Source organism: Streptomyces sp. NPDC057565 (genome assembly GCF_042801455.1).
Classification (GTDB): domain Bacteria; phylum Actinomycetota; class Actinomycetes; order Streptomycetales; family Streptomycetaceae; genus Streptomyces; species Streptomyces yanii.
Genome location: NZ_JBHVFU010000018.1, coordinates 26717 through 39970, shown reverse-complemented (window position 1 = coordinate 39970; position 13254 = coordinate 26717). Strand labels below are relative to the sequence as shown.

General features: G+C 69.8%; 13 protein-coding genes. 6 read left to right on the top strand and 7 right to left on the bottom strand.

The features are described 5' to 3' along the window. The first annotated feature begins 135 nt into the window (after positions 1 to 135). The 3 genes from ACFU8W_RS27510 (at position 136) to ACFU8W_RS27500 (ending at position 4235) form a co-directional block, all read left to right on the top strand. Positions 136 to 984 carry a 3-hydroxyacyl-CoA dehydrogenase family protein gene (locus ACFU8W_RS27510; RefSeq protein WP_384042392.1) on the top strand — a complete coding sequence of 283 codons (849 nt, stop codon included), beginning with the start codon at positions 136 to 138 and terminating at the stop codon, positions 982 to 984. Between the two features lie 237 nt (positions 985 to 1221). Next, on the top strand, positions 1222 to 1545 hold the full coding sequence (locus tag ACFU8W_RS27505) for an STAS domain-containing protein (RefSeq protein ID WP_327244317.1): 324 nt from the start codon (positions 1222 to 1224) through the stop codon (positions 1543 to 1545). Between the two features lie 212 nt (positions 1546 to 1757). Continuing rightward, positions 1758 to 4235 (top strand): ATP-binding protein, encoded by a 2478-nt coding sequence (locus ACFU8W_RS27500; RefSeq protein WP_384042389.1) that lies wholly within the window; start codon positions 1758 to 1760, stop codon positions 4233 to 4235. 77 nt (positions 4236 to 4312) lie between these two features. Here the strand turns inward: ACFU8W_RS27500 and nucS are convergent, their stop codons facing one another. Further along, complete coding sequence (gene nucS, locus ACFU8W_RS27495) at positions 4313 to 4984, bottom strand: endonuclease NucS (RefSeq protein ID WP_030971518.1); 672 nt, start codon at positions 4982 to 4984, stop codon at positions 4313 to 4315. A 271-nt stretch (positions 4985 to 5255) separates the two neighbouring features. On the opposite strand from nucS, the gene ACFU8W_RS27490 reads away from it, so the two are divergent. Next, complete coding sequence (locus ACFU8W_RS27490) at positions 5256 to 5648, top strand: SCO5389 family protein (RefSeq protein ID WP_345510292.1); 393 nt, start codon at positions 5256 to 5258, stop codon at positions 5646 to 5648. A gap of 77 nt (positions 5649 to 5725) precedes the next feature. On the opposite strand, the gene ACFU8W_RS27485 is transcribed toward ACFU8W_RS27490, so the two are convergent. Then, complete coding sequence (locus ACFU8W_RS27485; protein WP_384042385.1) at positions 5726 to 6778, bottom strand: LLM class flavin-dependent oxidoreductase; 1053 nt, start codon at positions 6776 to 6778, stop codon at positions 5726 to 5728. 198 nt (positions 6779 to 6976) lie between these two features. On the opposite strand from ACFU8W_RS27485, the gene ACFU8W_RS27480 reads away from it, so the two are divergent. After that, positions 6977 to 7306, top strand: coding sequence for an ATP/GTP-binding protein (locus ACFU8W_RS27480; protein ID WP_384042382.1), 330 nt, complete (start codon positions 6977 to 6979; stop codon positions 7304 to 7306). Between the two features lie 21 nt (positions 7307 to 7327). On the opposite strand, the gene ACFU8W_RS27475 is transcribed toward ACFU8W_RS27480, so the two are convergent. The 3 genes from ACFU8W_RS27475 to ACFU8W_RS27465 form a co-directional block, all read right to left on the bottom strand. After that, positions 7328 to 8200: an ABC transporter permease subunit gene (locus tag ACFU8W_RS27475; protein WP_384042379.1), complete on the bottom strand. Its 873-nt coding sequence runs from the start codon at positions 8198 to 8200 to the stop codon at positions 7328 to 7330. Then, positions 8197 to 9342, bottom strand: coding sequence for an ABC transporter ATP-binding protein (locus ACFU8W_RS27470; protein ID WP_384042372.1), 1146 nt, complete (start codon positions 9340 to 9342; stop codon positions 8197 to 8199). Before ACFU8W_RS27470 ends, ACFU8W_RS27475 begins: the two co-directional genes overlap by 4 nt. 108 nt (positions 9343 to 9450) lie before the next feature. Then, complete coding sequence (locus ACFU8W_RS27465; protein WP_384042365.1) at positions 9451 to 10314, bottom strand: hypothetical protein; 864 nt, start codon at positions 10312 to 10314, stop codon at positions 9451 to 9453. 153 nt (positions 10315 to 10467) lie between these two features. Here ACFU8W_RS27465 and ACFU8W_RS27460 point away from each other — a divergent pair, with 153 nt between their 5' ends. Beyond that, positions 10468 to 11451, top strand: a complete 984-nt coding sequence (locus tag ACFU8W_RS27460; protein WP_384042361.1) for a hypothetical protein — start codon at positions 10468 to 10470, stop codon at positions 11449 to 11451. Here ACFU8W_RS27460 and ACFU8W_RS27455 read toward each other — a convergent pair. Next, complete coding sequence (locus ACFU8W_RS27455; protein ID WP_266981409.1) at positions 11432 to 12211, bottom strand: ABC transporter permease subunit; 780 nt, start codon at positions 12209 to 12211, stop codon at positions 11432 to 11434. The two genes, ACFU8W_RS27460 and ACFU8W_RS27455, sit on opposite strands and share 20 nt — an antisense overlap. A 5-nt stretch (positions 12212 to 12216) precedes the next feature. Next, positions 12217 to 13230, bottom strand: coding sequence for an ABC transporter ATP-binding protein (locus ACFU8W_RS27450; RefSeq protein WP_384042357.1), 1014 nt, complete (start codon positions 13228 to 13230; stop codon positions 12217 to 12219). Positions 13231 to 13254: the final 24 nt, after the last annotated feature.

Sequence of the window (13254 nt, the reverse complement as noted above, 5' to 3'; positions counted from 1 at the left end):
CGCATCTCTTCGCCGCCCCAGCGCGCCTCACGGGTACTAATCTCCGCCGGAGAGCATGTGAACAACCGTTAAGAATCCGTCCGGACCGTCGTCGCGGACGACGGCCGTCGGGGCCGAACACAAAGGGGTGCGAACGTGGCCAGGAAGCTCGCCGTCATCGGCGCCGGACTCATGGGGTCCGGTATCGCGCAGGTCTCCGCCCAGGCGGGCTGGGACGTCGTGCTGCGCGATGTCACCGACGAGGCCCTGACCCGTGGTCGCGACGGCATCAAGGCCTCGTACGACAAGTTCGTCTCCAAGGGGAAGCTGGAGGCGGCCGACGCCGACGCCGCGCTGGCCCGCATCACCACGACCACCGATCTCGACGCGGTCGCCGACGCCGACGTCGTCGTCGAAGCCGTCTTTGAGAAGCTCGAGGTCAAGCACGAGATCTTCCGGGCCCTCGACAAGATGGTGCGGGACGACGCCGTCCTCGCCTCCAACACCTCCGCCATCCCGATCACCAAGATCGCGGCTGTCACGGAGCGCCCGGAGCGCGTCGTCGGTGTGCACTTCTTCTCGCCGGTCCCGATGATGCAGCTCTGCGAGCTCGTACGCGGCTACAAGACCAGCGACGAAGCCCTCGCCACCGCGCGTGAGTTCGCCGAGTCCGTCGGCAAGACCTGCATCGTGGTCAACCGTGATGTCGCCGGCTTCGTCACCACCCGGCTGATCTCGGCGCTCGTCGTCGAGGCCGCCAAGCTGTACGAGTCGGGTGTTGCCTCGGCCGAGGACATCGACATCGCCTGCAAGCTGGGCTTCGGCCACGCCATGGGCCCCCTCGCGACGGCGGACCTGACCGGCGTGGACATCCTGCTGCACGCCACGTCCAACATCTACACCGAGTCGCAGGACGAGAAGTTCGCGGCGCCGGAGCTGATGCGCCGGATGGTCGATGCAGGTGACATCGGCCGCAAGAGCGGGCAGGGCTTCTACACCTACTGATTGTTTTTGCGCCCGCGGGTGCCTGATCTGCCGTCGATCAGGCCCGGGGGAGCCGGGGGAGCCTCCCGGCTGCGGTGGACCTTCAGCGAGCCGATGTCACTCCACGGAGTGAATTCGGTATCGGTTCGCTTACAGACGGCAACTTCCCTGTGGCCGGCACCGTCAGTTGTGGCAGAGACGGAGCAGGGGCAGGAACAGACAGACGGACCGTCCATGGAGTATTCCCGGGGAGCGCATATGCACATCAGGGGCGACCACACCGAGCTGGTCGTCGGGGGCCGCCTCGACGTCCGGAGCGCGGCGGACGCCCGTACGGTCCTGCACTCCGCCCTCGACGACGGAGCCGGCGACCTGGTGCTCGACCTGACCGAGCTGGACTCCTGGGACGCCACCGGACTGGGTGTCATCATGGGCGCACACCGCAGGGCCGGGCGGGCCGGCCGACGGCTGGTGCTCCGCGGCGTGCCGCCGCAGATGCAGCGCCTGCTGGTGGCGACCCGACTGCACCGCATTCTGGCCATCGAGGGCGGAATTGCCGCAGACTCCCTGCCGCGGGTGTAAAGGGCGTCCATCCGAACACGCACAATCCTCACGAGACCATGACGTCCTGGGCGGCGTGACACCCCGATGGTTTGTACATGCTGTGCGAAGGTTTAGGGTTCGGCCGTCCCCCGAATGACGGATCCCTTGGGGCGGACACCGGACCAGAAGCGACAGCGGTGCGTGCGAGGCCGGGAGGGGCAACCGCGCGACGCGTCTGGGGGACTTTGGCGATGGACCCGATACACCGGGGGCCGGAAGACTTCGGCCATGACAATGACGGGCACGGCGAGGAAAAAAGTCGTCGAACGCAGCCCCGCGCGCCGCTGACCAGCGATTTCGGTCAGCAGCCGACACAGCAGGCGCGTGTCGTACAGGTCGTCTCCGGCGACTTCCTGCTCACCGTCAACCCGGTCGACGGCAGCGAGGTCGAGCTCTGCCCGCCGGGGGAGCAGCCCCCCGTGCCGGTCCGCCGCACCGCCGCCGAGCGCACCGACCGCGAGCGTGCCGCCACACCGCCCGTACCTCCGGGCCCGCCCGCCCCCCAACTGCCGCTCCTGGAGCGCCAGGAGGAGCGCGAGCGGCTGGTGCGTCTGCTGGCGCGCGGCCGCTCGGTACGGCTCACGGGGCCGGCCGGATCCGGCCGCACGGCGCTGCTGGGCGCCGTCGCCGCCGACTGCGCGGACCTCGCACCCGACGGAGTCGTCCGGCTCTCCGGCCTCAAGCGCACCGTCACGGACCTGCTGTACGGGCTCTTCGAGGCGGTCTACGACGCACCGCTGCTCCGCCCCGACCGCGCCCTGCTTCTCGAAAAGCTCCGGTCCATCGGCGCCGTCGTCGTCCTCGACGACCTGGAGTTCGGCGGGGTCGCGCTGGACGAGCTGCTCGACGCGACGCCCGAGTGCGCCTTCCTGATCGCCACCACCCCCGACGTCCCGGCGCCCACCGCCGACGCGCACCTGGAAGAGGTCTTCCTCGCAGGACTGGGCCGCGGCGCCTCCGTCGCGCTGCTGGAACAGGTCGTCGAGCGGTCGCTCACCGACGACGAGGCGAACTGGGCGGGTGACCTCTGGTTCGAATCCGAGGGGCTGCCGCTGCGCTTCGTCCAGGCGGGCGCCCTGCTGCGCCAGCGCGACATGCTGCGCGCCGACCCGACCGCCTACGACGAGCGGGGCTTCGCCGAGGGCCGGCCCGTCGACGACGTCTTCGCGAAGGGCGCCGACGCCGACGGCGAGGACGTACCGCTGCCCAGCCTCGGTGAGGGCGCGGCACCCGCCGCGCTGCTCGCCTCCCGGCTGAGCGGTCCGGCACGCGACACTCTGCACTTCGCGGTCGCACTCGGCGGCGAGGTGCCGCACCAGGCGCATCTGCCGGCGCTCGTGGGGGACACCCACGCCGATGCCGCGCTCGGTGAGCTGGCCGGGTGCGGACTGCTCTCCCCGGCCGGTTCCCGCTACCGGCTGGCCCCCGGAGTCGTCGCCCAGCTGGAGGCCGCCGGATACGGCGAGGACGCGGACGACCGGGCCCGCACCGCCGCCCAGCACTACGCCTGGTGGGCCGGGCACCCGTCGGTCACCGCCGCCCGTGCCGTCGCCGAGGCCGACGCGATCGTCTCGGCCATGACCCGGCTGGTCCCCGGTGAAGGGGCCGGACAGGCCAGCGCCGCCGTGCTGCTGGCCCGCAGCGCCGCCCCCGCCTTCGCGGCCGGGCTGCACTGGAGCGGCTGGGAGAAGACCCTGCGGCTGGGGCAGGAGGCCGCCAGGATTGCCGGTGAGGTCGCGGAGGAGGCCTACTTCCACCACGAGTTGGGCGTCCTCGCGCTCTGCAACGGGAATCCGGACCGGGCCAGGGCAGAACTGGAGACCTCGATCGGCATGCGCGGCGCGCTCGCCGACAAGCCCGGGGCGGTGGCCGGACGCCGGGCACTCGCCCTGGTCGCGGACCGCGCCGGCATGTTGCCCGGCGGCCGCACACCGGCAGGCGAGGAGATACCGGCCGCGCGGTACGACGAGTCCGTGTCGCCGCCCGGCGGCATACCCGCGGCCGGGCCGATGGTGCTGCCGCGGATGTCCGAGGACGACACCGCGCTGATATCCCGGGTCGTCCCGGCGTCCGGCACCGATGGATTCGACGGCCGCAAGGCGGTGCTGGGCGGCGCCCGGCGCAATCTGGTCGCGGCGGGCGCGGGCGTCCTGCTGGCCGCGGTGCTCGGCACCGTGGTGACGCTCGGCATGACGTCCAGCAGCGACGCCCGGGACGGCGGAAGCGTCTCGACCGAGCAGACGGCGGGCGAGGACGACAGCGAGAACGGGCTCCCGGCCGACGAGTCGGCGGACGATTCGACACCGGGCGGAGCCTCGTCGAGCGGCTCGCCCTCGACGCCGGGACCGTCCGGCAGCCAGGTCACCCCGAGCGGCAGCGGTGCACCGTCCTCGGAGTCGAGCGGGCCGAGCGACAGCCCGAGTCCGGGCCGGCCGACGAGCGGGAGTTCCAGTTCCCCGGGCACGCCCACCAAGTCGCCGACCAGGACACCCACGAAGACGCCGACCAAGACGGCCACTCCGACCCCGACGGAGCCGGAGCCGACCGACACCCCCACCCCGACCGACCCCTCGACGGAGCCGACCCCCCCGGGCATCTCCGACTCGGCGAGCGGCCCGTCCACGACGGCGAGCGCCTCCGGCACCTCTGCGGAACCGGTCGTGGCCTGAGCGCACGTCGCACAGACGTGGAAGGCCCCGGACCGCACAGCGCGGGTCCGGGGCCTTCCGTGGTGCGGTGACCGCCGTCAGAACAGGCGGAGCTTGTCGTCCTCGATGCCGCGCATGGCGTCGTAGTCGAGCACCACGCAGCCGATTCCGCGGTCCGTCGCCAGTACCCGGGCCTGCGGCTTGATCTCCTGCGCCGCAAAGATGCCCTTCACCGGGGCGAGGTGGGGATCGCGGTTGAGCAGCTCCAGGTAGCGGGTCAGCTGCTCCACGCCGTCTATGTCACCGCGGCGCTTCAGCTCCACGGCCACGGTTTTCCCGTCCGCGTCCCGGCACAGGATGTCGACCGGGCCGATGGCGGTGGGGTATTCGCGGCGGATCAGGGTGTAGCCCTCGCCGAGGATCTCGATCCGGTCGGCGAGGAGTTCCTGCAGGTGCGCTTCCACGCCGTCCTTGATGAGGCCCGGATCGACGCCCAGTTCGTGCGAGGAGTCGTGGAGGATCTCCTCCATCGTGATAATCAGTTTTTCGCCCGCTTTGTTCACCACGGTCCAGACGCCCTCGGTGTCGTCGGCGCCCTCCTTCAGTGTGCAGGGCGGTGACATCCAGTTGAGGGGTTTGTACGCCCTGTCGTCGGCATGGATGGAGACGCTCCCGTCCGCCTTCACCAGGATGAGACGGGGAGCGGAGGGCAGGTGGGCCGTGAGCCGGCCCGCGTAGTCCACGGAGCAGCGGGCGATGACGAGACGCATGGTCCGCAACGCTACTCGACGACGGGTGCCCGGCGCGATTCTCCCTCCGCCGCCCCACCACCATCGCCCACCACAGCGCTTCGGGACCTCGGGCTTGCCCCTCTTTGCGCACCTTCGTTATTGGCCGGTTGTGTTCCCAATCTCCTGGTGCGGCCCGGACTGCGCCCTTACCGTGGAAGCAGGAGGTCGCCGTGTGTGTACGCTGCGTCGCCGTCCTCCTTCCCTGCCCGTAAGGCCCCGGCCGTCCGTCGGGGTCGCGAGAGGAGAACCCATGTCGCTCGACGTCTCACCGGCGCTGTTGGAACAGGCCGAGCGAGGCGAGGTCGACGAAGCCGACTTCGTCGACTGCGTCCGGACCTCCCTGCCCTACGCATGGGAGATGATCAGCTCTCTGGTGGCCCAGCTGAAGGTCGACGGCGGCGAGTTCGCCGACAACCGGACGCCCCCGCCGGACGAGCAGGCACGTGGTCAGCTGCTGCGTGCGCTCGCGAGTGATGCGATACGCGGTGCGCTGCAGCGGCACTTCGGGGTGCGCCTGGCATTCCAGAACTGCCACCGCGTCGCGGTGTTCCCGCTGGACGCCTCGGTCGACGAGCGGCTGGCCCGATTCACTTCGGTGAGGGGCCAGTTGCTCAACCAGTCGCCCGAACTACGGGACTGCTGAACGCTTCCGCTGCCGCTCCGGGCTGCGGGAGGTGCAACTGGCTCCGGGGCGGCAGTTCCCCGAACTCCTACGGGTGTTCATGTCAGTAGTGGCAGTACCTCGGTGCCCAGCCGCGCTACGTTCTCCTCCGTGGCCGCCAGATCTCCCGAACCCTCCACCAGGAGCGCGAACCTGGTGATGCCTGTCCGCTCGGCGGTTGCGGCGAGCCGGTCGGCGGCGAATCCGGGCGGGCCCACCGGATGAAGGCCGCAGAGCAACTCCGTATAGGCGACCGGGTCGCGCATCACGCGGTGCCTGCCGTCGACCGTCACATGGGCGTCCAGTCCCTGTCGCAGCCACCCCGGCATCGCCTTCACGAGTGTCTCCACGGCCTCCTCGGACCGGTCCGCGATCTGGGCGACGCCCGCGGAGACATGGCCCGCCCCCCGGACACTCTCGGGCGACCGGCCCGCGGCGAGCGCGGTGGAGCGCCACAGGGCGACCATCTCGGCTTTCTCCACGTCGCCGCAGTGCATTCCGAGGAGCATCGGCAGGCCGTTCTCTGCGGCGAGTTTCACACTCTTCGGCGATGTGCACGCGACGATCACCTCGGGGCCGCCCGGCCCTTGCGCGCCGTTCCCGTCGATCTCGTCGAGCAGCTCGTCGGCCCGGGGGACCACCGCGACCTCACGGAAGCCGAATCGCTCCCCGTTGCCCGCCACGCGTGGTTCGCGCAGCCAGTCGAGCAGCAGGTCCAGCGACTCCGGGAAGCCCTTCTCGTACGCCTCCAGGCCCCCTCCGAACACCTCCAGGTCCACCCAGGGGCCGCCCCGTCCCACGCCGAGGGAGAACCTGCCCCCGCTGGTGAGATGGAGCAGCGCGGCCTGTTCACCGAGGGCGACCGGATGCTGGTTCGGCAGCACGCTGACCGCCGTACCGACCCGGATCCTGTGGGTGCGGCCGAGCAGCAGCGCGGCCAGCGTGACGGCGGACGGGCAGACCCCGTACGGCACGAAATGATGTTCTGCCAGCCAGACCGAATCGAGCCCGGACTTCTCCGCGACCTCGGTGGACCGGATCGCGCGATGCAGCGCTTCCCCCGGCCCCTGCCCCGGAAACTGGGCTGCCAGTACGAACGTTCCCACGCGCATCGCCAATTACCTCCTTGTGGCCGACGCGGCTCTCCCCTACTGGCAACAACGCCTGACACGTGCCAAGGGCACGGTCCACGGCGAAGTTGTTGCGATTTTCCGGTAACCCGTCCTGTTCTGGGCGGTACCGGACGCCTGCCCCGCCCGAATGGCCCTACGCTTGACGGGAACTGCCCAGCCTGCCCCGTGAGGTGTCACGTGTCCCCGCGCCGTAACCGTCCCCGAGGCGGCGAGAGTCCTCCCGACAGCGCGAGCGTGTCGGGGGAGCGCTACGGCGGGGGCGGGCGCGCCGAGGAATGGCAGGGCGAGCAGTGGTCGGTGCGCCCGGTCAGCGGTGCGAGCGCGGCGGGAAAGCGGTATCGCTGCCCCGGCTGCGACCAGGAGATCCCGTCCGGCGTACCGCACCTCGTCGCCTGGCCCGAGTACGGCGGGATCGACGACCGCAGGCACTGGCACAAGGCGTGCTGGAACGCGAAGGACCGCCGCACCACGAGGGTGCAGCGGTCCAGGAACGCGCCGCGCTATTGAGCTCCGCAGGACGGGAACCGGTCAGACGTCGCGGCTCTCCAGTGACGCGAAGGCACCGATCATGGTCACGGCCGTGACGCCGATCATGATCCACAACGGCTCCCAGCCGGACGGCCCCGACGTGGAGACCGAGGCGTCGTACAGCCCGCCGAGCTGGCTGGGGATCGAGTACTCGAAGAGGGCCTGCTGCACATCGGCGAGCGACTGCGAAAACATGAACATGGCCAGCACCAGCGGCAGCAGTACCACCGCGATCATGATCGTGATCGCGCCGGCGGAGTGCCGGATGAGGGCGCCGACCGCGAGCGACAGCAGTCCCAGGGTCGCGATGTAGAGACCGACGCCGACCGTGGCCCGCAGCCAGTCGTCCCCGCTCGCGGTACCGCCGTCCAGGATGGCCGTCTGCAGCACGGCGACGAGCGTGGTCATCACGGTCGTGATGGTGAAGGTGAGCAGGAAGAAGACGATCGCCTTGGCGCTCAGCACCCGGGCGCGGCTGGGGCAGGCCGTCAGCGTCGTACGGATCATGCCGGTGCCGTACTCGGTGGCGATGGTCATCACACCGAGTGTGATCACACAGATCGAACCGAGGAGCACCCCGAAGAAGCCGAAGCTGAGCACCTTGGTGGAGCCGATCTCGGAGTCGGACGCGTTGACGGCGACGGCCGACAGCAGTCCGATGCCGAGCAGCAGCACGATCATGATGCCGAGCGTCCACATCGTGGAGCGCACGGAGCGGATCTTGGTCCACTCGGAGGCGAGCGCGTCGGCGAGGGTGGCACGGCGCTGCGGGATGGGCGAGGTGTACAGATCGGTGGGCGCCGGCGCCCAGTTCTGCTGCGGGTGCTGCTGCGCCTGCTGGTACGGCGCCTGCGGGGTCGGCGGCGTTGTCATCGGGCGTCCTCGCTGGTGTCGCGCTTGGTCAGGTCTGCGGGGCCGGCTGCGGGCGCGGCGGGCGCGGGCACGGCCGGGGGGGCGGCCACGGGGGGTGCCGCGTACGGGTTCTGTCCGGGCGGTGGCGGGGCGTACCAGCCCTGCTGCGGCACCTCCGGGACGGTCGGCAGCGGCGGGGCGTATCCGCCGCCCGGCACGGGCTGCTGCAGCCCGGCCTTCTGGTCCACCGTGGAGCGGTAGTCCACGGCGCCCTGCGTCATCCGCATGTACGCCTCCTCCAGCGAGGCCTGGTGCGGTGAGAGCTCCCACAGCCGCACATCCGCCCCGTGCGCCAGGTCACTGATCCGCGGCAGCGGCAGCCCGGTGACCCGCAGGGCCCCGCCCGGCTCCGACATGACCTGGCCGCCCGCCTCGGTGAGCGCGGCGGTTAGCTTCTCCCGCTGCTCGGGTTGCGTATCCGGGACCCGTACCCGTGCGAAATCGGCCGAGTTGGCGGAGATGAAGTCCTTGACGCTCATATCGGAGAGCAGCTGACCGCGCCCGATCACGATCAGATGATCGGCGGTGAGCGCCATCTCGCTCATCAGATGGCTGGAAACAAAGACCGTACGGCCCTCGGACGCCAGCAAACGCATCAGATTGCGGACCCAGAGGATGCCCTCCGGGTCGAGGCCGTTGACCGGCTCGTCGAAGAGCAGCACCTGCGGGTCGCCCAGCAGCGCCGCCGCGATCCCGAGCCGCTGCCCCATGCCGAGCGAGAATCCCTTGGACCGCTTCCTGGCGACGTCCTGGAGGCCCACGACACCGAGCACCTCGTCGACCCGGGCGGCCGGGATACCCGAGAGCTGCGCCAGCGAGAGCAGGTGGTTACGGGCGCTGCGGCCTCCGTGCACCGCCTTGGCGTCCAGCAGCGCACCCACCTGGCGCGGCGCGTTCGGCAGGCTGCGGAAGGGATGCCCGCCGATCGTCACATGGCCGGACGTCGGCCGGTCCAGGCCGAGCATCATGCGCATCGTGGTGGACTTGCCCGACCCGTTGGGACCGAGGAATCCGGTGACGGCGCCGGGCCGCACCTGGAAGGAAAGGTTGTACACGGCCGTCTTCGCGCCGTAGCGCTTGGTCAGGCCGACTGCCTCGATCATGCTCCAGCCCCATCGACTTATCTGTCGTCGGGGCACAGGCCGTCAGGCCGCACGCCCCCCGTAAGAGTTAGGAGGATATCCAGGCCTTGACGGTTCCGGCCAAGCCGTTCAGGACAGCGAGTCGCCGAGAGGCGGCAGGTCGTCGTAAAGCCGCAGGTCGGCGGAAGCGTCGAGGTACGGCAGGAAGTCGGTCTGCGGGAGTACCCATCCCTCCTCGCCGAAGATCCGGGTGCCTTCCTCGCGCAGGCCGGGATCGATGCCCGCCTTCTTGACCCAGGACGACGGGTCGGGGCCGAGCAGTTCACCGAGACGCGGCGAAGCGGCGAGCAGGGCGGCGAGGAGCTCGGACTGGTCGCCGCCGCCGGGACGCGGCGTGCCGTCCGGGCCGGCCAGTACACCGTGCGAGCTGAAGTAGATGTACGCGCCGCCGAGCCGTTCCCCCGACGGCATGGTCATCGGGAATTCGTCGCCGGGCAGTATCGCCCGCCGGTAGTCGGGGAACTCGGTGGCATCGACGGCTTCCAGCTGCTCGGCGTCCAGCCAGGCGACGACGAGGACCGCGCTCGCGCCCCGGTCCACGTACGGCGTGCCCGCGACATAGCCGGCCGGACTGATGTGCCCGGAGCAACCGACGCCGATGCCCTCCACCCGCACCGGCACCATCGGTACGGTGACGGGGATGCCGAGCCGGGTGAGTTTGTGGCTGACCTGGCCGGGGGACGCGTTGGAGCCGACCGCGATGACCGGATGCCGACTGCCGGTCACGACCTGGCCGCGTTGCCGCAGTTCCTCGTCGAGCTGCCGCTTCTCCTCGACGTACCAGTCGCCGAGCCGCATCGGGCGGACGCCCAGCTGAAGCAGTTCGTCGCCGTCGAGCAACGAGGGCTCGGTGGTCGGGCGGCCGGGATAGGTCAGCGGTTCCTTCGCCGGAACGTCGTCCAGGCCCAGCGCGGCGAGGCTTCGGTCCTTCATGGGGACGTCCTTCGATAGGTCACGGGTACGGGCAGAGCCTTCCACACCCGGTCTACCCGCGGCGAGCACCAGGGGCACTCCGCGCGCGGGGTTCGCCGTAGCCGAATGCGGGCAAGGAGCCCTTCGCACGAGGTTCTGAATGGGGGCGAACCGATGTGGATACCCGTGCGACGGCGGAGCGAGAGATCGCATCCGCGTCACCGGACGTCCGTCCGCTGGTGGGTCGCGGGCCGTTCCGTGCACGTGCTGATGCTGATGGCGCTGAGCGCACTGGTCTGTCTCGCCGTATTCATCGCGGCCGTCTGGACCCTGACCGAGCACTCCTCCCGGAGTGTCGGCGACCGCTTCCGCGACGGAGAGGGGCTGTTCAACCTGACCCTGGGGGCACTGCGGGCCTGCGTGGGCACGGACAGCCTCAACCCCGAGCAGGACAGCCTCGCCCACCAGCTGCTGGCCACCCTTGCCTCATTGACGGGCGCACTGGCACCCGCCGTGGTGCTCGGCATCGTCCTGATCAAGTTGTTCGCGCTGCGCCCGTTCGTCTGGCGGCAGCGTGCGAGCGTCTCGCCGACCCGTACCGCCGACTTTCCCGTACCCGCGGGCGCAGCAGCGGACCATGCCGTCATCGCGGTGCGCTTCTACAACTACTTCGACAACCTCTCGGTCGTCGATCTCAGAGCCCGGGTGCATCTGCGCTACCTGGAGACGTCGCCCTTCGACGGCAGCCGTGTCATCTACAAGAAGTGGCTCAAGGTCCTGGACGAGAAGGGGCAGCGGGCCGACGAGCGTTCGTGGCTCGCCGTGGAGCGAGGGGCGCCCTTCACCGTATGGATCCCGGTGGACGCCACCGTGGGGCAGCTGCCTCTTGCCAGTATTCAGGGCAAGGATCTGTCCGCGTCGGAGGACGCCAAACTCATGGTGAGGCTGACGGCGCGGGCGGTGGGCCTCGGCAGTGAGGTGGCTGACGAGCGGTGGTTCGACCTGGATGCGGCGCGGGGCGACTTCGAGCTCGGCCGGTTCGTCCCGCTCAAGGCGGACCCTGAGCGGGACGTCTGGCAGTGGGAGGGCTGGGAGGACTTCGACTCGATACTGACCGAGTCCGAGTCGGACCTGCCGGCTACGCGTCCCGCTTCTTGAGCACGAGGTACCCACCGATCAGCGCGGCCACCACCCATGCGGCCAGAATGCCGAGCCCGCCCCACGGCCCGTACGGCGCCGGTTCGCTGTTCATGGCGGCCGGAACCACCTGCATGATCTTGGAGCCCGCCTGGTCGGGAAAGTAGCGGGCCACGTTCTTGGCGCCCGGGACCGCCGACAGGATCTGCGAGACGAGGAAGAAGAACGGCATCAGGATGCCGAGCGACAGCATCGAGCTGCGCAGCATCGTCGCCACACCCATGGAGAAGATCGCGATCAGCCCCATGTAGATGCCGCCGCCGAAGACCGCCCGCAGGACATTCTCCGCACCGATGTCCGTGCGATGGTCGCCGAGGAGTGCCTGGCCGAGGAAGAACGTCGCGAAGCTGGTGGCCAGCCCGACCACCAGCGACAGCACGCCGGCGACCAGGATCTTGCTGAAGAGGAACGAACCGCGCTGCGGCACGGCCGCCAGCGAGGTACGGATCATGCCGGAGCTGTACTCCGTGCTGACCACCAGGACACCGAAGACCACCATCGCGAGCTGGCCCAGGACCATCCCGGAGAAGCTGAGGAGGGCCGGGTCGAAGGTGGCCTGCTCCGCCGCGGGGAGTTCGTCGAACTGGGAGTTCATCAGTGCGCAGAGCGCCGCGCTCATCGCCGCGGTGACGGCGAACGCGGAGATCAGGGTCCAGGTGGTGGAGGAGACCGTACGGATCTTGGTCCACTCGGAGGTCAGGACCGCGGGTACCGATGCCATCGTCGTCACGCCCCCTTTCCGGGGCCGGAGGTGCCGGACGTGAAGCTGTCGTGCTGCTGGTTCCACTGCTCGCCCCACTGGGGGCCCGCGGGCGGTGGCGGCCACCCGGCGTGGTCCGCATGGGCGTGGTACTCCACGGAGTCCGCTGTCATCTGCATGAACGCCTCCTCCAGCGAGGCCCGCTGGGAGCTCAGCTCGTGCAGCACGATCTGGTGCTGCGCGGCCAGCTCGCCGAGCTGTTCGCTGGTGGAGCCATCGATCTCCAGCACGCCGCTCCCCGATTCGACCGCGACGAAGCCCGCCTCGTGCAGCACATCGCGCAGCCGTTCCTGCTGCGGGGAGCGCATCCGCACATAACTGCGCGAGTTCTGGTGGATGAAATCGGCCATCGAGGTGTCGGCGAGCAGGCGGCCCTGGCCGATGACGATCAAGTGTTCCGCGGTGAGCGCCATTTCGCTCATCAGATGCGAGGAGACGAAGATCGTCCGGCCTTCCGCCGCGAGCGTCTTCATCAGATTGCGGATCCAGTGAATTCCCTCGGGGTCCAGACCGTTGACGGGTTCGTCGAACATCAGGATCTCGGGATCACCGAGCAGCGCGGCCGCGATTCCGAGCCGTTGGCCCATTCCGAGGGAGAACGACTTGGACTTCTTCTTCGCCACCGCGGTCAGGCCGACGGTGTCGAGGACTTCCGGGACGCGGCTCTCCGGGATGCGATTGCTCTGCGCGAGACAGAGCAGATTGTTGTACGCGCTGCGTCCTCCGTGCATCGACTTGGCGTCGAGCAGCGCACCGATGTGTTTCAGGGGCTCCGACAGCTCACGGTAGTGCTTGCCGTCGATCCGCACCGATCCGCTGGTCGGGTTGTCGAGATCGAGCATCATCCGCATCGTGGTGGACTTGCCCGCCCCGTTCGGGCCCAGAAAGCCCGTCACCATTCCAGGCCTGACCTGGAACGAAAGGTGGTCGACGGCAATCTTGTTACCGAAGCGCTTGGTGAGGCCATCAAGCTCGATCATGCGCTCACGCTAGAACGGCCACGC

What these genes read in the sequence shown, in the direction of transcription:
- ACFU8W_RS27505 (WP_327244317.1), top strand. Translation starts at nt 1,222, where the DNA reads ATGCACATCAGGGGCGACCACACCGAGCTGGTCGTCGGGGGCCGCCTC.
- ACFU8W_RS27500 (WP_384042389.1), top strand. Translation starts at nt 1,758, where the DNA reads ATGGACCCGATACACCGGGGGCCGGAAGACTTCGGCCATGACAATGAC.
- nucS (WP_030971518.1), bottom strand. Translation starts at nt 4,984, where the DNA reads ATGCGTCTCGTCATCGCCCGCTGCTCCGTGGACTACGCGGGCCGGCTC.
- ACFU8W_RS27490 (WP_345510292.1), top strand. Translation starts at nt 5,256, where the DNA reads ATGTCGCTCGACGTCTCACCGGCGCTGTTGGAACAGGCCGAGCGAGGC.
- ACFU8W_RS27485 (WP_384042385.1), bottom strand. Translation starts at nt 6,778, where the DNA reads ATGCGCGTGGGAACGTTCGTACTGGCAGCCCAGTTTCCGGGGCAGGGG.
- ACFU8W_RS27475 (WP_384042379.1), bottom strand. Translation starts at nt 8,200, where the DNA reads ATGACAACGCCGCCGACCCCGCAGGCGCCGTACCAGCAGGCGCAGCAG.
- ACFU8W_RS27470 (WP_384042372.1), bottom strand. Translation starts at nt 9,342, where the DNA reads ATGATCGAGGCAGTCGGCCTGACCAAGCGCTACGGCGCGAAGACGGCC.
- ACFU8W_RS27465 (WP_384042365.1), bottom strand. Translation starts at nt 10,314, where the DNA reads ATGAAGGACCGAAGCCTCGCCGCGCTGGGCCTGGACGACGTTCCGGCG.
- ACFU8W_RS27460 (WP_384042361.1), top strand. Translation starts at nt 10,468, where the DNA reads ATGTGGATACCCGTGCGACGGCGGAGCGAGAGATCGCATCCGCGTCAC.
- ACFU8W_RS27455 (WP_266981409.1), bottom strand. Translation starts at nt 12,211, where the DNA reads ATGGCATCGGTACCCGCGGTCCTGACCTCCGAGTGGACCAAGATCCGT.
- ACFU8W_RS27450 (WP_384042357.1), bottom strand. Translation starts at nt 13,230, where the DNA reads ATGATCGAGCTTGATGGCCTCACCAAGCGCTTCGGTAACAAGATTGCC.